Source organism: Caenispirillum salinarum (assembly GCF_044803115.1).
Taxonomy (GTDB): domain Bacteria; phylum Pseudomonadota; class Alphaproteobacteria; order Rhodospirillales; family Rhodospirillaceae; genus Caenispirillum; species Caenispirillum salinarum_A.
In genome coordinates, this window is record NZ_CP085224.1 from 657,881 (window position 1) to 676,925 (window position 19,045).

At 66.3% G+C, this 19,045-nt stretch carries 16 protein-coding genes and 1 tRNA gene; 10 read left to right on the top strand and 7 right to left on the bottom strand.

Annotated features, from left to right (window positions below):
• Positions 1–88 precede the first annotated feature (88 nt).
• Positions 89–1,183 carry an endonuclease/exonuclease/phosphatase family protein gene (locus LG334_RS03055; protein ID WP_404383177.1) on the bottom strand — a complete coding sequence of 365 codons (1,095 nt, stop codon included), beginning with the start codon at positions 1,181–1,183 and terminating at the stop codon, positions 89–91.
• Between LG334_RS03055 and LG334_RS03060 the strand changes: the two genes are divergently transcribed.
• From LG334_RS03060 to LG334_RS03075, 4 genes are all read left to right on the top strand, one after another.
• On the top strand, positions 1,164–2,588 hold the full coding sequence (locus tag LG334_RS03060) for an ethanolamine ammonia-lyase subunit EutB (RefSeq protein WP_404383179.1): 1,425 nt from the start codon (positions 1,164–1,166) through the stop codon (positions 2,586–2,588). The genes LG334_RS03055 and LG334_RS03060 overlap by 20 nt on opposite strands.
• Entirely contained in the window at positions 2,585–3,379 is a 795-nt protein-coding gene (gene eutC, locus LG334_RS03065; RefSeq protein ID WP_404383181.1) for an ethanolamine ammonia-lyase subunit EutC, read from the top strand. The genes LG334_RS03060 and eutC overlap by 4 nt, the downstream gene beginning before the upstream one ends.
• Positions 3,380–3,627: 248 nt before the next feature.
• Positions 3,628–5,439 (top strand): alkaline phosphatase PhoX, encoded by a 1,812-nt coding sequence (locus LG334_RS03070; RefSeq protein WP_404383183.1) that lies wholly within the window; start codon positions 3,628–3,630, stop codon positions 5,437–5,439.
• Positions 5,440–5,653: 214 nt separating this feature from the next.
• Entirely contained in the window at positions 5,654–7,618 is a 1,965-nt protein-coding gene (locus LG334_RS03075; RefSeq protein ID WP_404383185.1) for a PhoX family protein, read from the top strand.
• Between the two features lie 172 nt (positions 7,619–7,790).
• On the opposite strand, the gene LG334_RS03080 is transcribed toward LG334_RS03075, so the two are convergent.
• Entirely contained in the window at positions 7,791–8,150 is a 360-nt protein-coding gene (locus LG334_RS03080) for a rubredoxin (protein WP_404383187.1), read from the bottom strand.
• 222 nt (positions 8,151–8,372) lie between these two features.
• On the opposite strand from LG334_RS03080, the gene LG334_RS03085 reads away from it, so the two are divergent.
• Positions 8,373–8,459: transfer RNA gene (locus LG334_RS03085), tRNA-Leu, on the top strand.
• A 16-nt stretch (positions 8,460–8,475) separates the two neighbouring features.
• On the opposite strand, the gene LG334_RS03090 is transcribed toward LG334_RS03085, so the two are convergent.
• Positions 8,476–9,543: a tyrosine-type recombinase/integrase gene (locus LG334_RS03090; protein ID WP_404383189.1), complete on the bottom strand. Its 1,068-nt coding sequence runs from the start codon at positions 9,541–9,543 to the stop codon at positions 8,476–8,478.
• A 445-nt stretch (positions 9,544–9,988) separates the two neighbouring features.
• Between LG334_RS03090 and LG334_RS03095 the strand changes: the two genes are divergently transcribed.
• Together LG334_RS03095 and LG334_RS03100 are read left to right on the top strand one after the other, a co-directional pair.
• Complete coding sequence (locus LG334_RS03095) at positions 9,989–11,641, top strand: anti-phage dCTP deaminase (RefSeq protein ID WP_404383191.1); 1,653 nt, start codon at positions 9,989–9,991, stop codon at positions 11,639–11,641.
• A complete protein-coding gene (locus tag LG334_RS03100; protein WP_404383193.1) occupies positions 11,604–12,158 on the top strand; it encodes a hypothetical protein in 555 nt (184 codons plus the stop codon). The genes LG334_RS03095 and LG334_RS03100 overlap by 38 nt, the downstream gene beginning before the upstream one ends.
• 638 nt (positions 12,159–12,796) lie before the next feature.
• Here the strand turns inward: LG334_RS03100 and tnpC are convergent.
• The 3 genes from tnpC to tnpA are packed head-to-tail and all read right to left on the bottom strand — an operon-like array spanning position 12,797 to position 15,213.
• A complete protein-coding gene (gene tnpC, locus LG334_RS03105) occupies positions 12,797–14,380 on the bottom strand; it encodes an IS66 family transposase (RefSeq protein WP_404379661.1) in 1,584 nt (527 codons plus the stop codon).
• A 48-nt stretch (positions 14,381–14,428) separates the two neighbouring features.
• Positions 14,429–14,782 carry an IS66 family insertion sequence element accessory protein TnpB gene (gene tnpB / locus LG334_RS03110; protein WP_404379660.1) on the bottom strand — a complete coding sequence of 118 codons (354 nt, stop codon included), beginning with the start codon at positions 14,780–14,782 and terminating at the stop codon, positions 14,429–14,431.
• Positions 14,779–15,213 (bottom strand): IS66-like element accessory protein TnpA, encoded by a 435-nt coding sequence (tnpA, locus tag LG334_RS03115; RefSeq protein ID WP_404379658.1) that lies wholly within the window; start codon positions 15,211–15,213, stop codon positions 14,779–14,781. The genes tnpB and tnpA overlap by 4 nt, the downstream gene beginning before the upstream one ends.
• Positions 15,214–15,327: 114 nt before the next feature.
• Between tnpA and LG334_RS03120 the strand changes: the two genes are divergently transcribed.
• Complete coding sequence (locus LG334_RS03120) at positions 15,328–16,107, top strand: tyrosine-type recombinase/integrase (protein WP_404383195.1); 780 nt, start codon at positions 15,328–15,330, stop codon at positions 16,105–16,107.
• Positions 16,108–16,309: 202 nt separating this feature from the next.
• Here LG334_RS03120 and LG334_RS03125 read toward each other — a convergent pair whose 3' ends face one another.
• Positions 16,310–16,495, bottom strand: a complete 186-nt coding sequence (locus tag LG334_RS03125; RefSeq protein WP_404383197.1) for a helix-turn-helix domain-containing protein — start codon at positions 16,493–16,495, stop codon at positions 16,310–16,312.
• A 184-nt stretch (positions 16,496–16,679) separates the two neighbouring features.
• Between LG334_RS03125 and istA the strand changes: the two genes are divergently transcribed.
• Entirely contained in the window at positions 16,680–18,146 is a 1,467-nt protein-coding gene (istA, locus tag LG334_RS03130) for an IS21 family transposase (RefSeq protein ID WP_404379163.1), read from the top strand.
• A complete protein-coding gene (istB, locus tag LG334_RS03135) occupies positions 18,143–18,973 on the top strand; it encodes an IS21-like element helper ATPase IstB (RefSeq protein WP_404379162.1) in 831 nt (276 codons plus the stop codon). The genes istA and istB overlap by 4 nt, the downstream gene beginning before the upstream one ends.
• Positions 18,974–19,045 lie beyond the last annotated feature (72 nt).

The following is a 19,045-nucleotide window of genomic DNA, read 5'->3' on the forward strand; positions in this document are numbered from 1 at the left end:
CCTCAGGATGGCCCCGCAAACGTTAAGCAGGTCTTGAAACGGCGGGACGCAGGAGGGGTAAGGCGTGCGCCTTTCGTCCACCCCGAAGTTAGGGGGGCGGTGCCAGGACAAGGTCGGCGACAACGGGAAAATGATCCGACCCGATGGCAGGGCCGCGCCCGAAGCGCTCTGACGTCAGCGGCCCGCGCAGCAGGACGTGGTCAATGGGAATGCGGCCGGGCGGCATCCACCTGGGCCACGTCGCGTGCCAGCCGTGGCCGTGGGCGGCAGGGCGCAGGCCGGTGGCATCCAGCAAGGCCACGGCATGGGGCGACCAGAGGGTGGTGTTGAAGTCACCGGCGACGATCAGCAGATCGTCCAGTCCGGCCGCCGTCTCGGCAAGCTGCCGGAGCTGCCGGTTGCGGGCGCGGCTGCCGTCCCCGTCGAAGGGGGCCGGAGACGTCGGGTGCACGCCGATCACCGACACCGACCGGTCCCCCACCGTCAGCCGCGTGGCCAGGTACGGCGTCCTGCCGGCCGTGCGGCGCGCCATGCGGTCGTACCAGATGGGATGGCGGCTGAAGATCAGCGCCGGCGCTCCGCTGCGCCAGCCGTCCGGCGCGGCATGCGGATACAGCCCGCCGATCTCCTCCAGCGCTTCGACCCAGCGGGGGCCGACGGCATCCACCAGGATCACCACGTCGGCATCGGAGCGCGCGACGAAGTCGGCCACGGCCTCGGGCGTGCGGTTGGCGTTGAGAACGTTGGCGGCGACGACCCGCAGGCGCTCGCCGGGGGGTGTCTCGGGCGTCGGCGCCGTCCACAGGTCCTTGATGACCCAGCCGTGCAGGAGCGCGACGGTGACCAGGATGGCCGCGGCCGGCCAGGCGCGCAGCACCAGGGCGGCGACCAGCAGCACCGCCGCCGCCGCCACGTACTGCAGGCGGAAGTGGGTCAGAAGGTCGAACGGCCACCACAGGCGGGCGTTCAGGACGGCCACGGTGACAAGGGCCAGAAGCGCGGCGGCCAGCGTGACAGCGATCTTCAGGATGAGCGGCCTCCTCTGACAGGTCCGCCAGGAAAACGGGCGGCCGGCGGCGGCGTTGCCACCGACGGGTTTCCTCCGGCGCGCTCCTGTAGGACACTGATGGTCGTCCACCGGCCCGAGCCCGAGGGAGGCGCCCGTGACCCAGGCCGCTGCCACGCACCGCTCCACCCGTTACGTCTTCGACGACCTGAAGACGCTGCTCGCCCGGGCCAGCCCGCACCGATCGGGTGACGCGCTGGCCGGCGTGGCGGCGGCCAGCGACGAGGAACGGGTGGCGGCCCGCATGGCACTGGCCGACGTGCCGCTGGCGCGCTTCCTGGACGAGGCGCTGGTGCCCTACGAGGACGACGAGGTCACGCGCCTGATCCTCGACCTGCACGACGCCGACGCCTTCCAGCCCGTGCGGTCCATGACCGTGGGCGCGTTTCGTGACTGGCTCCTGTCCGACGCCGCCACGCCCGAGGCACTGGCGGCCCTGCGCCCCGGCCTGACGCCCGAGATGGCGGCGGCGGTCAGCAAGCTGATGCGCAACCAGGACCTGATCGCGGTGGCGCGCAAGTGTCGGGTGACGACGGCCTTCCGCACCACCATCGGCCTGCCGGGGCGCATGGCGGTGCGGCTTCAGCCCAACCACCCGACGGACGACCCGGCCGGCATCGCCGCCAGCATTCTGGACGGGCTGATGTACGGCTGCGGCGACGCCGTCATCGGCATCAACCCCGCCACCGACAGCCCGGCGGCCATGGTTCGGCTGCTGGAGCTGGTGGACGGCATCCGCGAGCGCTATGCCATTCCCACGCAATCCTGCGTGCTGGCGCATGTGACGACGGCGCTGTCGGTGATGGAGCGCGGCGCGCCGGTTGACCTGGTGTTCCAGTCCATCGCGGGCAGTCAGGCCGCCAACGACAGCTTCGGCATTTCGCTGTCCCTGCTGGCCGAGGCGCGGGAGGCGGCGCTGGCGCAGAAGCGCGGCACGGTCGGCGACAACGTCATGTACTTCGAGACGGGGCAGGGAGCCGCGCTGTCCGCCGAGGCCCACCACGGCCTCGACCAGCAGACCATGGAAGCGCGCGCCTATGCGGTCGCGCGGGCGTTCCGGCCGCTTCTGACCAACACGGTGGTCGGCTTCATCGGACCGGAATACCTGTTCGACGGCAAGCAGATCATCCGGGCGGGGCTGGAGGATCACTTCTGCGGCAAGCTGCTGGGCGTGCCCATGGGGGTGGACGTCTGCTACACCAACCACGCCGAGGCCGACCAGGACGACATGGACACCCTGCTGACCCTGCTGGGGGTGGCGGGGTGCTCGTTCATCATGGGCGTGCCGGGGGCCGACGACATCATGCTCAGCTACCAGAGCACCAGTTTCCACGACGCGCTCTACGTCCGCGCGGCCCTGGGGCTGAAACCGGCACCGGAGTTCGAGGCGTGGCTGCACGCCATGGAGATCACGGACCCCGGCGGGCGGGTGCGGCCGTCGCTGTCCGCCGGAAGCGGCGCCCGACGCATGATCGGCCACATGGCGCCCGCCGCTTCGGAAGACGACGGAGGCGCGGCATGAGCAATCCTGATCCCTGGCGCGTCCTGCGCCGCCACACCGCCGCCCGCATCGCGCTGGGCCGTGTCGGCGATGGCCTGCCGACGGCCGAACTGCTGCAGTTCCAGATGGCCCATGCCCGTGCGCGCGACGCCGTCCACATGGCGTTCGACGCGGCGGGCGTGGCGGCGGCCGTGCGCGACGCCGTGCCGGGCCTGACGGTGATGCAGACCGCCTCCGCCGCGCCCGACCGCGCCACCTACCTCCAGCGCCCGGACCTGGGTCGGCGCCTGGCCGAGGGCGAGGCGGCGCACCTGCGCGAGGCGGCGGGGGAGGGGCCTTTCGACGCCGTCTTCATCATCGGCGACGGCCTGTCGGCCCGTGCCGTTCATGCCCATGCCGCCGCCACTTTGGCCACCGCCGTGGCGGGGCTGAAGGCATGGAGGCTGGCGCCGGTGGTGGTGGCGCGGCAGGCGCGCGTTGCGCTCGGCGACCCGGTGGCGGAGGCGTTGGGGGCGGCGTGCTCGGTGATGCTCGTCGGCGAGCGGCCGGGGCTCTCGGCCTCCGACAGCCTGGGCGCCTACCTGACCTGGGCGCCGCGCACCGGCCGCCACGACGCCGACCGCAACTGCGTGTCCAACATCCGGCCGGAAGGGCTGGACCCGGCACGGGCGGGCGCCAAGATCGCCTGGCTGATGAGACAGGCGCGGGCGCTGGGGGTCAGCGGCGTGGCGCTCAAGGACGATGCGCCCGAGGCCATGACGGAAGAGGCACCGCCTGCCACCCTGGAGGGACGGGCGGACCGGACGTCGTAACCACCCTGCCCGGGTTCAGCCTTGGCGGCGGCGCGCCGTACCATTGCGGAACGCCGTACGGCCGATCCTGCGCGGCTGGCGTGCCAACCCGGACGACACATGAAACCGTACCTTTGTCGTCCGGCAAGGCCGACCGGCCGCCGCGCCTTATGGCGCGTGAGCCTGCGTGGCGACTGAACGCAGCCTCGATGATTTCAATCATCGAGGCGTATCATCGATCCTCCAGCCGCCGGGAGAGCCGCCGCCGCATGCCGTACCTGCCGTCTTCGCGCTGCGCCCGCCTGGGCGGGATTTTCGCCCTTCTGCTGACGCCGCTGGGGGCGGTCGGCGGATCGCCCGCCGCCACCGCCGCCGAACCAGAACTGACGTTCCTGGCAGTCAAGGCGCCCGAGACGGACCTGGAAAAGCGCTCCATCCGCACAACGCCGCGCGTCCTGCGCCGCGACGGAGAGGGCGAGACCATCGGCTACCGCGTGATTGCCCGCAGCGGCCAGGAGGTGGGGACCGGCACCTTCGGCGTTCTCCACGACCAGCGCGGCCAGGCCCTTTATGACGGCGCCGACCCGCGCGTCTCCGACGAGGTCGGGTTCACCTCGCTGCTGCACCGCGGGCGGCGGTGGTTCGCGTTGACGCAGTTCGGTGATCTGCCTGGCGCCCTTTATCTGTCGGAACTGGTGCAGGGGCGCGACGGCACGCTCATCGCCATGCAGACCGCGCCCGTGGACACCGCGCCCATCGGCGGCCTGTGGCGCCCCATGGAAGGCGGGATCACGCCCTGGGACACCCACCTCGCCGCCGAGGGCAGCCCGCCCGACACCCGGCTGGTGGAGGAGGCGCAGGACATGGCGGGGCTCGAGGACGCCGCCGCCATGGCAGCCTGGTTCGGCCGCTCGGCGCGGGGCGGCGACCGTGCGGCGCTGGAGGCCTTCCGCCAGACGGTGGATCCCTATCGCTACGGCCACGTCATCGAGGCCGACGTGGACCATCGGGGGCGGCCGGCGGTGTATCGTCGGCTGGCGCTGGGGCGCGCGGCGCCGGGGGACGTGCTGGCCATGCCCGACGGACGCACGGTCTACATCACCGACCGCGCGAACGGCGGCGGCCTTTTCATGTTCGTCGCCGACGAGATAGCCGATCTGTCGGCCGGGAGCCTGTATGCGGCGCGCTGGCGCCAGACCGCCAGCGTGGCGGGTGGGGCCGCCGACATCGAGTGGGTCGACCTGGGTCACGCCCGCGAGGTGGAGATTGCGCGGCTGCTGGATCGCGGCCTGATCTTCACCGATCTGTTCGACCGGCGCGAGGCCCTCGACGGCCACTGCCCCGACGGCTTCACCGGCCTGGAAACCGCCGCCGGGCCTGAGTGCCTGGCCGTGAAGGCGGGCATGGAGATGGCGGCGTCGCGCCTGGAGACCCGCCGCTATGCCGCCATGCTGGGTGCCACCACCGAGTTGGTCCGGTCCGGCGGCCTGGCGCTCGATCCCGCCCGCAAGCGGGTGTTTCTGGCCGTGGGCGCGGTGGCCGGGCCGATGGCCGAGGCGGGCGCAACCGCCGGGCCGGGGACCGATCACATCGCCCTGCCTTCAAACCCCTGCGGCACCATCTATGCCATGTCACTGGGAACGGTGGCGGGCATTGCCTCGGACCGGGTGGCGACGCGCGCCAGCGCCGTGGTGGTGGGCGCGCCGGTCGAACATGCGGGCGCCGATGCGGTCGACCCCAACGACTGCGCCCTGAACGGCATCGCCAACCCGCGCGGGCTCGCCTTCCTGGCTGACGACGACACCCTGATCGTGGCCGAGGACACGGTCCGCGGACACCAGAACGACGCCGTCTGGGCATGGGATGCGGCGACCGGGTCGCTAAGCCGACTCCAGACCACCCCTTACGGCGCGGCGGCGTCGGGCGTCGCATGGTTTCCGCACATGGGGGACTGGGGATACCTGTTCAGCTCCGTTGCCCATCCCTACGGCGGCAGCGATACCGAAAAAGCCGTCACCCCCGCCGCCCGACGGGGCTACCTGGGCTACATCGGCCCCTTCGGCGAGCACCTGTTCAACTGACCTCTTTGCTCGGACATGCACGCCCGATGCATGGCGCGCCGGCTGGGCGGCACGGTCCTGCGGCTGGAATTGTTGCGCGAATGATTTGCGTTATCGCGCAACAATTTTGTCAATGCGACGCCATGTAACATTCACGGGAAATCCCTGCCGCCGCCTCTACATTGACGCCCGAAATCTCATGCCTCCATCACTGTCAATGCAGCGGAAGGGTTCCATGACCGAGCACACCGCCTCTCAGTTCGTCGAGATCGTCAACGACGACGACGACATCCCCGCCCACGCCCCGGCCGTGCCCACCATGGGCGACCTGGTGGCCGCGCGCGTCAGCCGCCGCGCCACCCTGAAGGGCATGTCCGTCGCCGCCGCCATGGCGACCGTCGGCGGCGCCATCACCGCCGGCGTCAGCCGCGAGGCCCTGGCCGCCTCGGCCTCGACCCTGACCTTCAAGGAACTGCCGCACGGCTATGACGAGCAGATGCACGTCGCCGAAGGCTACAACGCCGGCGTGCTGATCCGCTGGGGCGATGCCGTGACCGCCGGCGCGCCGGACTTCGACGTCAACAACCAGACGGCGGAGGCGCAGAACAAGCAGTTCGGCTACAACGCCGATTACGTCGGCTTCTTCCCGCTGCCGCAGGGTTCCGGCGCCTCCGACCACGGCGTTCTGGTCATCAATCACGAATACACGATCAAGGACCTGATGTTCGACGGGATCGGCCCCGACGATCTGGCCAAGATGACCAAGGAGATGGCCGAGATCGAGATGGCCGCCCATGGCGCTTCGGTCATCGAGGTGAAGAAGGACGGCGAGACCTGGACCGTCGTGCCGGGCAGCCGGTACGCCCGCCGCATCTCCGCCCTGGACACCGAAATGCAGTTCACCGGCCCTGCCGCCGGTCACGACCGCATGAAGACGGGCACCGACGCCACGGGCACGAAGGTCATCGGCACCCTGAACAACTGCGCCGGCGGCGAAACCCCCTGGGGCACCGTGCTGATCGCCGAGGAGAACTTCCACGGCTACTTCAAGGGCACCCTTGAGAACCACCCGGAAAAGCGCAACTACGAGCGTTACGGCATCAAGGACGTCAGCCGCTACGCCTGGGCCGACCACCACGACCGCTTCGACCTGGACAAGGAGCCGAACGAGGCCAACCGCTTCGGGTGGATGGTCGAGTTCGACCCGTATGACCCGAACGCGGTGCCCAAGAAGCGCACCGCGCTCGGCCGCTTCAAGCACGAGGGTGCCACCACAATCGTCAACCCGGACGGCCGCCTGGTGGTCTACACCGGCGACGACCAGCGCTTCGAATACGTCTACAAGTACGTCTCCAACGGCACGGTCAACACCGAAGACCGCGCTGCCAACGGCGACCTGCTGGACGACGGTGTGCTGTACGTCGGCAAGTTCGACGCCGACGGCACGCTGATGTGGATGCCGCTGGTCCACGGCGAAGGTCCGCTGACGGCCGAGAACGGCTTCAACAGCCAGGCCGACGTGCTGATCGAGACCCGCCGCGCCGCCGACCTGCTGGGCGCCACCCCCATGGACCGCCCGGAGGACGTGGAGCCGAACCCGGCGACGTCCACCGTGTTCATGATGCTCACCAACAACACCAAGCGTAAGGACGAGCAGACGGACGCCGCCAACCCGCGCGCCGCCAACAAGCACGGCCACGTTATCGAGATGACCCCGCCGGGCGGCTCCCCGGCTGCCCGCGACCATGCGGCGCAGGAATTCACCTGGGACATCTTCCTGATGGCCGGCAACCCGGCGAACCCGGAAGACGGCGCCCAGTATGCGTCCGGCGTGACCGAGAACGGCTGGCTGTCCTGCCCCGACAACGTCGCCTTCGACAAGAAGGGCCGCATCTGGATCACCACCGACGGCGCGCCCAAGTCCGGCCTCGCCGATGGTGTGTGGGCGGCCGACGTGGAGGGCCACGGCCGCGCCCTGACTCGCCACTTCTTCCGCACCCCGCGCGGTGCCGAGATGTGCGGTCCCTGCTTCACGCCCGACGACACCACCCTGTTCGTCGCCGTTCAGCACCCGGCCGACGAGAAGGGCTCGACCTTCGCCAACCCGTCGACCCGCTGGCCGGACTTCACCGCCGGCATGCCCCCGCGCCCCAGCGTGGTGGCCATCACCAGGAAGGGCGGCGGCGTCATCGGCTCCTGACGTCGCGCCACAGGGGCGGCGGCCGTTCCCGGCGCCGCCGCCCCACCGGAACGAGGAAGGGCGGCCCTGGGGGGAGGGCCGCCCTTCTGTTCGTTCGCCGCGCCGACTGGGGTATGGGGGATGCGGAGGGGCCGGCGGGCGAACGGTCGGTGTTTCGTAAAGGTCGAGGCAGTCAGGCCAGCGGCCGGAACCAGTCCTTGCCTGATCCGCAGTAGGGGCACAGCCAGTCGTGCGGCAGGTCGGCGAAGGACGTGCCCGCCGGGACGGGATGGCCGCCGCCGTTGATGTTGTCGGCATCGCCCCGCGCCGGATCATAGACGTAGGGGTCGCAGTCGGGGTTGGTGCAGACGTACTTCCCGTCCGCCTTGGCATCGGGGAAGTTGCCGGACAGGCCGCCCGATGCGGCGACCGCGCGCCCGGCCCGCGTGAACGGCAGGACGGAGACGGCCAGCGCCCCGAGGGCGACGTTCAACACGGCGAACAGGCGCCGGCGCGAAATTACCGCGAGCATGAGACGACTGTCGGCGGTCATGACCGATGCTCCGTTCCTGTGCACCAATGCCCGCATTTTCGCGCCACACGGGTGCGGAACGGAAGTGACAGTGTCGTGACCTCGGCGTGTCATGGGTGGTAGGCCGTGCCGAACGAACGGGGTACTTCAGCCACCGGCCAAGGCCGCACGGGGCGTTGGAGGCTCCTGCGCGTTAAGCGCTTGCGCGGGCCTTGTGGACGCTCTAGGTTGCCTCCGGCATGGGCCCGCTTGGCGGAATTGGTAGACGCAGCGGACTTAAAATCCGTTGGCCGCAAGGCCGTGCCGGTTCAAGTCCGGCAGCGGGCACCACGTTCTTCGTTTATTTTCAATGCTGTGCCACCTCGTTCCGGTCCGGCGCAGGTGAGCAATCCGCTCCACCTGTGCCGGGTTTTGTGCGGCTGGCCTCGTCCATCTTGCTCATAGCGCGATGCAGATGGCCGGTCACCATGTGCGCATACCGCATGGTCATCGTGATGGTCCGGTGACCGAGAATGGCCTGTAGAGCCGCTATGTCGCCAGTCTGCTGGAGGAACACGGACGCGAAGCGGTGCCGCAGGTCGTGGCATCGAAAGGGCACGTTCGATTTTTTCGCAATCCGAGCGAAGCCGTTTGCGAATGCTGTATAGCGTTCCCCCTCGCCGTGCCAAAAAACATAGCCGGAGACGGGGTGTCGAGGTGTGCCGGAAAGTGTGCCGAGTGCTTCATCACTCAGCGGAACCACACGCGGGGACGATGTCTTGGTTTTGGTGAGCCTCACCTCCCGCCGCCGAATGGAAACTTGCCCCCACTCCAGTGAACAAGCCTCATCCTGCCGGAGTCCGGTTGCGGCCAGGAAACGGATCAGTCTGCCCGCCATGGGCGAGGCATGCGCGACCAGCCGCTCGATATCCTCATCGGTCGGGTAGGCCGTCTTTGGCGGTGCTTCTCGGAGATGTCGTTTGGAAAACGCCTTGACGGGATTGGAATCCAGCCAGTCCCACGTCACCGCGCACTCGCACAAGCAGCTAAGGGCCGCCAAGTCGCGACGGATTGTGGCGTTTGTCGCTCCCGCAGCCTTTCGGGCTGAGACAAAGGCATTCAGCCGCGCCTTGTTGACCTCGTCCAAGAAGCCGCCGCCAAAGTGCCGATCCAACTGCCGGAAGCTGACACGATACCGGGTCGCGCTGCTGGGCTTGAGCGTCGGAAGGTACTCTCTAGAAAAGCGCATCAACGCGTCGTGGTAAGTCTGCCGGGGCCGCCCCTCCTGATCCCACCGCCGGTGCTGGCGGAGAAGTTCTCCAAGAAACCGCTGCGCCTCAACCTTTGAAGTTGTGCGGGCGGACCTACGAACTTCCTGCCCCTGCCACATAAACCGTACCCACCACGTACTGCCGCGCTTGTAGACCGTCGCCAAGTGTTATCCCTCTGATCCTGTTGTAGAATCAGGGTCGCACGAGTTCGCAGTTTGTCAGCAAAAAGGTGGCCGCCGAGCACCAGTTTCCTAATCCGGGGGCCACAGGTTCGAATCCTGTCGGGCGCACCAAGATTTCCGAGGAAGATCAAAGGCCTGCCGGTCTTGAACCGGCAGGCCTCATCTCGTTCTTCAGGCGGTCTTCTATGCGATTGCGGTCACACGGAAAGCACAGTCGTTGCCCGGGCGAGGCGCACCGGCAGTTTGGGCAACAATCGCCTGAAAGTCTCAAGAGGCGCGTGGGGGTTACCAGAGGCGACAGCGGCACAGTCTCGCCACCATCCTCCTAGGTTCTGTGCGGGTGAATCTCACCACGGAAGTTTATCGTGTCTTGTCGAAATGTGGAGGCCAGATTAGCCTCTGCGCAGCGTATCAACAGGGGGAAATCATGGCCGAAGTTGCATATTCTGCTCCGACACTCGTTGAAGACTCCGATCCTGCGAGGCGCGCGAGGGGTGTCTCCCCATTGGCCGAGGAGCTAGTTATCGGCCTTATCGGGTACGCAGGCTCTGGCTGCTCGTCGGTGGCTGATACGCTTGAGGCCATTCTGGTGGAGATGGGCTATCAGCCTGCACGGGTTAAACTGAGCAACGAGATCGTGAAGCGTTCTCCAGGAAAGCCACTTGTCGTTCCCGAAAAGGGCACCGAAGAAGGCATTCAGAAGCTGAAGCGCGCCAGGGAGCTTCAGAACCTGGGAGATGCGCTTCGGAAGAATCACGGAAATCACGCCGTAGCCGCCCTCGCCATAAAGGAAATCGTCCGTATAAAAAAAGAAGATTATCCGAACAAGAAGAAGATAGCATTTATTCTTGATAGCATAAAGCACTCAGATGAAGTTGACCTTCTGCGCCGCGTCTACGACAGATCGTTCCGATTGGTTGCAGTTCACTGTGAACGCGGACGAAGAGAAGAAAGGCTTATCGGCGACCTGAAGTCAAAAAGGAAATATCGAGGAGCGCCCCCAGAAGATGTAAAGGACTACCTCGACAGAGATGAAAAGGACAAGGATAATGATCATGGACAACAGGTAAGGGACGCATTTTTCCTTGCTGACTACTTCCTTGACAATAACCTTAAGACTGAAGACGGCCTGCGCATCGCCGCAGACTTAGAGCGGTTCGCCAACCTCCTCCTGGGCCGAGAGTTGGTCCGTCCTACCGTGGAGGAGACGGGCATGTTCTACGCCGACGCAGCCGCCCTTCAGTCTGCGTGTTTGTCACGACAGGTCGGCGCATCTCTCCAGACGCCCGATGGACGGATTGTTGCCTCTGGCGCAAACGAAGTTCCCAAGTTTGGCGGCGGCGTTTACGCCGAAGGTGACAAGAACGACCATAGGTGCTTCAAATGGGATTGGGAGAGCCCCAGCGGGACCTTCAATGGCTGCCATAACGCCCGTCTAAAGGATGACCTGCGCAGGAAGATTGCAGAGTGGATGGGAAAGAGCTTTTCCAATGATCTAGCAGAGATTTTTCTTCCGCACACTCAGGACTCGATGTTCGCACACGAGAAAGAGCGCTTAGAACTTTCTAAGAAAATATACGACTTCTTCGTTAGAAATCCCGACAACTTTATAAAGATGCCGGGGATCAGAGAGATTATTGAGTACTCCCGCTCCATTCATGCCGAGATGAATACGCTCTTCAATGCGGCACGCCAGGGCATATCGCCCGAGGGGTGCACCTTGTACACGACCACATTTCCATGCCATAACTGCGCACGTCACCTCGTCACGGCGGGCATAAAAGTCGTCTACTATATCGAGCCATTTGTTAAGAGCTTGGCAAAAGACTTGCACCATGACGCGATATCTACAGAAACTCCAAAAGATGACGCCAAGAAAGAGCGCGGAAGTATGCTTGTGCTTCCCTTTACGGGCGTAGGCCCGAGAATGTATCGGGACTATTTCCTGAAAACCGTTCCGCTGAAGAACGATATCACGGGCGCATTTAAACATCCGGACGCGGGCATTCCAGGATATGCGGTTAGGCTCAAGGAACTGGCGGATGTCGAACGAGCGGCAGCCGAACTCGTCGGGGAATGATAATGCCCCGCCGGAGAAAAACGTTGTTCGGGTAGACCGTTGGCAGCGGCCCAAGGTGAATGATGACCTTAGGCCACTTCAGCTTGAGCTTTTTTTGCCGCCTGAGCAGGCGAAGGGCTTGATGCTATTCTACGATGTTGATGGGGGAAATGAAGTAGATTTACTGCGCGTTATTTCACAACACGCAGTAAAGTATGTTTTAGACCTGCGGATGACTCGTAGGTTCCCTGAAAAAAGGTACGACCACAAGGGCGTTTCGGACTATTTAGCCGCCAAGGACATAGCGTATAACTTCGCAAAGTGGTGGCTTGACACTATTGATTCACCGCGTGTCGTATCTTCAGAAGAAAAACGAGAAGCCGCTTCTGATCTTGAGGGCAGGATTAATAGTCATTTGAGCGGTGGGTGTCTGCTCGTCATGCATGGAAGCCTTGATCACCGCCTCATAATGCGGATTAGGCGTGTGATTGGGCGATTGGAAAACTTCCGTGGTGAGATTCACCCGCACAGAACCTAGGAGGATGGTGGCGAGACTGTGCCGCTGTCGCCTCTGGTAACCCCCACGCGCCTCTTGAGACTTTCAGGCGATTGTTGCCCAAACTGCCGGTGCGCCTCGCCCGGGCAACGACTGTGCTTTCCGTGTGACCGCAATCGCATAGAAGACCGCCTGAAGAACGAGATGAGGCCTGCCGGTTCAAGACCGGCAGGCCTTTGATCTTCCTCGGAAATCTTGGTGCGCCCGACAGGATTCGAACCTGTGGCCCCCGGATTAGGAAACTGGTGCTCGGCGGCCACCTTTTTGCTGACAAACTGCGAACTCGTGCGACCCTGATTCTACAACAGGATCAGAGGGATAACACTTGGCGACGGTCTACAAGCGCGGCAGTACGTGGTGGGTACGGTTTATGTGGCAGGGGCAGGAAGTTCGTAGGTCCGCCCGCACAACTTCAAAGGTTGAGGCGCAGCGGTTTCTTGGAGAACTTCTCCGCCAGCACCGGCGGTGGGATCAGGAGGGGCGGCCCCGGCAGACTTACCACGACGCGTTGATGCGCTTTTCTAGAGAGTACCTTCCGACGCTCAAGCCCAGCAGCGCGACCCGGTATCGTGTCAGCTTCCGGCAGTTGGATCGTAAGCGGGGCTTGTTGCCCACACTGATCAGCCGTTGACGGCGGCCTCCCAATTCCAGGGGAGGAGCTCGTCCAGCCGGCATGCGGGGAAGTCCGTGACGATCGTCTCGATGACGCTCTTCAGATAGGCGAAGGGCTCGACGTCGTTCAGCTTCGCCGTCTCGATGAGGGACGCGACGATGGCCCAGTGGTCGCCGCCGCCGTCGGAACCGGCGAATAGCGAATTTTTCCTGACCAGAGTCACTGGCCTGATGCAACGTTCGACGGCATTGGTGTCCATCTCGACACGGCCGTCGTCGAGGAAGACGCAGAGGCCGTCCCAGTGGTTGACGGCGTAGCGCAGGATCTCGGCGAGCGGCGCCTTGCCGGACACGCGGGCGAGCTGGGCGTCGATCCAGGTCCGCATGCTCTCCACCAGGGGGCGGGTCCGAGCGGCCCGTTTGGCTTGGCGCTCCTCCGCCGCCTGACCGCGGATCTCGCTCTCGATGCGGTACAGTTCGGCGATCCGGCGCAGGGCTTCCTCGGCCACCGGCGAGCCCTGCTTCACATGAAGCTCGTAGAACTTGCGCCGCAGGTGGCTCCAACAGAAGGCGAGCGTGATCGGCAGCGGCAAGGCGGCGCCGGCCTTCGCCGTGACGAGGCTCTTGTAGGCACCATAGCCGTCCACCTGGAGGATGCCGGCGAAACCGCCGAGGTGATCGCGCGCGTGGTCCGCGCCCCGGCCGACGGCATAGACATAGGCGACCGCCGGCGGATCGCCGCCGCCCCAGGGCCGGTCGTCCCGGGCGTAGGCCCAGAGCTGCGCCGTCTTGGTCCTGCCGCGCCCCGGGTCGAGCACCGGCAGGCGCGTCTCGTCGGCGTAGAGCTTGGCCGACGACAGCAGGTGCAGCCGCAGCCGGTCGTACAGCGGCTTCAGCCACCAGCATGCGTGGCCGACCCAGCCGGCCAGCACCGAGCGGTCGATCTCGATGCCCTGGCGGGCCAGGATACGGGCCTGGCGATAGAGCGGCAGGCCGTCGGCGTACTTGCCGATCAGCACCTGGGCGACCAGGGCCTCCGTCGGCAGGCCGCAGGCCACGACATGCTCGGGCGCCGGCGCCTGCACCACGCCGGTCTCGCAAGCCCGGCAGCCGTAGCGCGGACGCCGGGTGACGAGGATGCGGTACTGCACCGGCACGACGTCGAGCCGCCGGCTGACGTCCTCGCCGATCACGTGCCGCTCGCCGTTGCAGCAGGGGCAGACCTTGTCCTCGGGCGCGACGTCGATGACGCGCTCGATCTCGGGCAGGGTCTTGGGCAGCGATGCCCGCTCGTCACCCGTCCGCCGGCGGCGCCGCTCCACCGGCGCGGCCGCATCCATCTCGGCATGGACGGCGGCGATGCTCTGCTCCAGGTCCTCGAAGGAGAGCGCCAACTGGTCGGGGTCGAGCTTCTCGGAGCGCCGGCCGAACATCAGCCGCTTCAACTGCGCCAGAAGGTGTTCGAGTCGGTCGGCGCGGTCCTTTTCGACGTCGCGTTCAGCCGTCGCCGCGTCCCGCTCCTCGGCCAAAGCCAGAACCAGCCGACGCAGGTCGGCGGCATCGGTCGGCAGGGTGTCGAGGTCGAGCGGCATGGCCGGATTTTACCCGCTCCGGAGGCGCCGGGCCAGCCGGAAACCGGCTCAACAGGCGGCTTCCGGCGTTTCCACGGGCCGCCGCCGCACGCGCGACCAGTCGAGCCCTTCGAGCAGCATCGCCATCTGTGCCGGCGACACCGTGACGACGCCGTTACGCACCGGCGGCCACGTGAAGCGGCCGGTCTCCAGCCGCTTGTAGAACAGGCACAGGCCGCTGCCGTCCCACGCCAGGATCTTGACCCTGTCCAGCCGCTTCGAGCGGAAAACGAAGAGGTCGCCGCAGAAGGGATCGCGCCGCAGGGCTTCCTGCACGACCGCCGCCAGACCGTCGTGTCCTTTGCGGAAATCCACCGGCTGCGTGCAGAGCACCACCTTCACGCCCGTCGGCGGCGCGATCACCGCGGCCTCCGCAGGGCGCCGATGACGGCGACCGCCAGGGCGGGATCGACGTCGCCCGACAGCACGGCATGCCCGCCATCGACCACGACGTCGATGCGACCCGGCCGCCGTGCATCGGGCTGCGGCGGACGCGCCTCCAGTTTCGGAGCTTCGACCACCATCTCGGCGAACGGATCGCCGGCTGCGACCGCGGTTCCCTTGGCGATGCCGGCATCCCGTCGCCACACCGTCAGCAGGCCGCGGTTCACCCCGTACCGCCTCGCCACGTCCGAGATGCAGGCGCCCGGTTTCGCGCTCGCTGCCACGATCTCCGCTTTCTCATCCGCCGTCCACCGTCGGCGCTGCCGGCGGCCAGTGATGACCTCCACCCGCTGATAAGGCCTGGCTTCATCTCTGTCTCCAAGCCAGGCATCAAGTCTGTCGTCATCCATCGTGGCCGCACCTCGCTCGCCTCGGAAAGCGATCACGATGCGGCAGAGCTCGCTTCGTCAACAGGTGGGGGAGGAGCCCCGCTTACGTTGGATCGGCACTTTGGCGGCGGCTTCTTGGACGAGGTCAACAAGGCGCGGCTGAATGCCTTTGTCTCAGCCCGAAAGGCTGCGGGAGCGACAAACGCCACAATCCGTCGCGACTTGGCGGCCCTTAGCTGCTTGTGCGAGTGCGCGGTGACGTGGGACTGGCTGGATTCCAATCCCGTCAAGGCGTTTTCCAAACGACATCTCCGAGAAGCACCGCCAAAGACGGCCTACCCGACCGATGAGGATATCGAGCGGCTGGTCGCGCATGCCTCGCCCATGGCGGGCAGACTGATCCGTTTCCTGGCCGCAACCGGACTCCGGCAGGATGAGGCTTGTTCACTGGAGTGGGGGCAAGTTTCCATTCGGCGGCGGGAGGTGAGGCTCACCAAAACCAAGACATCGTCCCCGCGTGTGGTTCCGCTGAGTGATGAAGCACTCGGCACACTTTCCGGCACACCTCGACACCCCGTCTCCGGCTATGTTTTTTGGCACGGCGAGGGGGAACGCTATACAGCATTCGCAAACGGCTTCGCTCGGATTGCGAAAAAATCGAACGTGCCCTTTCGATGCCACGACCTGCGGCACCGCTTCGCGTCCGTGTTCCTCCAGCAGACTGGCGACATAGCGGCTCTACAGGCCATTCTCGGTCACCGGACCATCACGATGACCATGCGGTATGCGCACATGGTGACCGGCCATCTGCATCGCGCTATGAGCAAGATGGACGAGGCCAGCCGCACAAAACCCGGCACAGGTGGAGCGGATTGCTCACCTGCGCCGGACCGGAACGAGGTGGCACAGCATTGAAAATAAACGAAGAACGTGGTGCCCGCTGCCGGACTTGAACCGGCACGGCCTTGCGGCCAACGGATTTTAAGATCGATCATCCGGAGGGCTTCTGGGCAAGTTTTGTGGAGCTTCAACGGGTTACGCTGTGAAGGGCCGCATGGCGGGAATGGGCTGCTTGTGCGCAGTCGGCACAGCGGCTCGCCGGTGATAAGGCCGCCGGTCAGGCTGCCGTGGCGCTTGCCTGCTTGATGCGGTGGACGGTCGCGACACCGACGCCCACAGCCTTGGCCGTCTTCGCTATGGACGTCCCCTCTGCCAGCAGCCGCTCGACGGCCTCCCGCTTGTCCGCCGGAAGCGAGGGGCGACCGCTGCCCAGCGACAACCAGGATGGCCGCTCTGCCGACAATTACGATGGCCGCAGGGGGTGACCGTAGGGCGGGCGTAGCCCGGCCGGAGGTCGCCCCCTGCGGTGCGCGGTCTTCATAGACCCCGCCGACGGCCGTGATGGGAGACACTGGCGGTTCTCAACGACCAAGAAGAGACCGCCGGTGCCTGGAACCCACATCACGGACCATCAGGTGAAACTCTACATGAAGCACCGAGGACAACACACGCAGCGAGTCGCGGCCGCGAAGGCCGGGTTCAGCGAGAGGACGGCCCGGCGGATCGACCGGGACCCGCGCCTTCCTTCCCAGAAACGGGATCATCGCCACTGGCGCACCCGCGAGGATCCGCTGGAGGACGTCTGGGAGACGGACATCCTGCCGATGCTGGAGGGCGCGCCCGGCCTGAAGGCGGTCACCATCTTCGAGGAGCTGGAGCGGCGCTATCCGGATCAGAATTGGCCGTCGCGCCGGCGGACCCTGGAGCGCCGGATTCGGGAATGGCGCGCGCTGAAGGGGCCGGAGAAGGAGGTCATCTTTCGCCAGGCCAACCCGCCCGGCCGGATGGCCTTGTCGGACTTCACCGATGCCGCCGAGCTGGCGGTGATCATCAACGGGGCGCCGCTCGCGCACCGGCTCTACCATTTCACCCTGGCCTACTCGGGCTGGGAGTACGCCGAGGTGGTGCTGGGCGGCGAGAGCTTCATCGCCTTGGCCGCCGGTCTCCAGAACGCCCTGTGGTCCCTCGGCGGTGTCCCGGCCGAACATCGCACCGACAGCCTGTCGGCTGCCTTCCGGAACCTCGACAAGGAGGCCGCCCGGGACATGACGGAGCGTCATCAAGGTCTCTGTGACCACTACGGCATGGTCGCGAGCCGCAACAACCGCGGCGTCGCCCACGAGAACGGCGCTATCGAGAGCCGGAACGGCCACCTCAAGAGGGCTCTCGACCAGGCCCTTCTGCTGCGCGGGAGCCGGGACTTCCCTGATCTGGAGGCCTACCGCCGCTTCGTCGCCGAGGTGGTGGGGCGGGCCAATGCCCGTCGCCGCGAGATGCTGGCCGTCGAGAAGCCGGTTCTCCGCAGCCTGCCGCCGCGCCGGACGATGGATTACGAAGAGGCCCGGGTGCTGGTGACCAGCGCCGGCGGCTTCGTCCTGCGCCGGGTCTTTTACACGGCGCCGTCGCAGTTCATCGGCCACCATCTCCGCCTGCGCATCCACGACGACCGGCTTGAAGGCTTCCTCGGCGGCACCCCCGTTCTGACCCTGCCACGCGGTCGCGCGCCCTCCGGCAACGGCCATGGCTACGTCGTCAACTACCGCCACGTCATCCACAGCTTGCGACGCAAGCCCCAGGCCTTCCAGAACCTGGTCTACCGGGACCACCTGTTCCCCCGGACCGAATACCGGCGGGCCTGGGATGCCATGATGGCCTCCATGGACCCGCGCGTCGCCTGCCGGACCATGGTCGGCCTACTGGCCCTGGCGCACGACGCCGGCTGCGAGGCGGATCTGGCACGGCGACTGGGCGAGGATCTCGACCACGGACGGCTTCCCGACCTGGCCCTTCTGCGGATGACCTTCCCGGTTAGCGGCGGCACGATCCCGAACGTGACGGTGGCGCTGCCGTCGGCATCGGATTACGACATCCTCGTCGCGGGAGCCGGCCGATGAGCATCTCGGTTGACATCGCCAAGCTGCCGCTGCTCCTCACCGAGTTGCGGCTGCCGACCATCAAGCAGTTCTGGGAGGAATTCGCCGAGCGCGCCGACATGGAAGGCTGGCCCGCCAGCCGTTTCCTGGCGACGCTGGCTGAACTCGAACTCGCGGAACGGGAGCGCCGGCGCATCCAGCGGCACCTCGTGGCGGCCAGGCTGCCTTCGGGCAAGACCCTCGACACCTTCGACTTCTCGGCGGTGCCGATGGTCAGCAAGGCCCACGTCATGGCGCTCGCTGCCGGCGACGGCTGGCTGGACCAGGGCAAGAACCTGCTGTTCTTCGGTCCGCCCGGCGGCGGGAAGACCCACCTCAGCGCCGCCCTCGGCCACACGCTCATCGACAACGGGTTCCGCGTCCTGTTCACCAGGACGACCGATCTCGTCCAGCGCCTCCAGACGGCCCGGCAGGACCTCGCCCTGGCGAGCGCCATCGACAAGCTGGACAAGTACGACCTGCTGATCCTCGACGACCTGTCCTACGTCGAAAAGAGCCAGGCCGAGACCAGCGTCCTGTTCGAGTTGATCGCCGCCCGCTACGAGCGACGGTCGCTCTTGATCACGGCCAACCAGCCGTTCGGCCAGTGGGACCGGATCTTTCCTGACAAGGCCATGACCATCGCCGCCATCGACAGGCTGGTCCACCACGCCACGATCTTCGAGTTGAACGTCGAGAGCTACCGGCGCCGAACCGCGGTCGGCAGGGACGCCGCACCATCCGCGACAACTACCGACGCGGATAATTGTCGCCCGGCGACAACTACATCGGAGACCGGCGACAATTAGACTTGCCGGCGCCGCTGCGCGGCGCCACCATCGTCATCCCATCACGGCGACCGGCCATCGTAGTTGACGCCC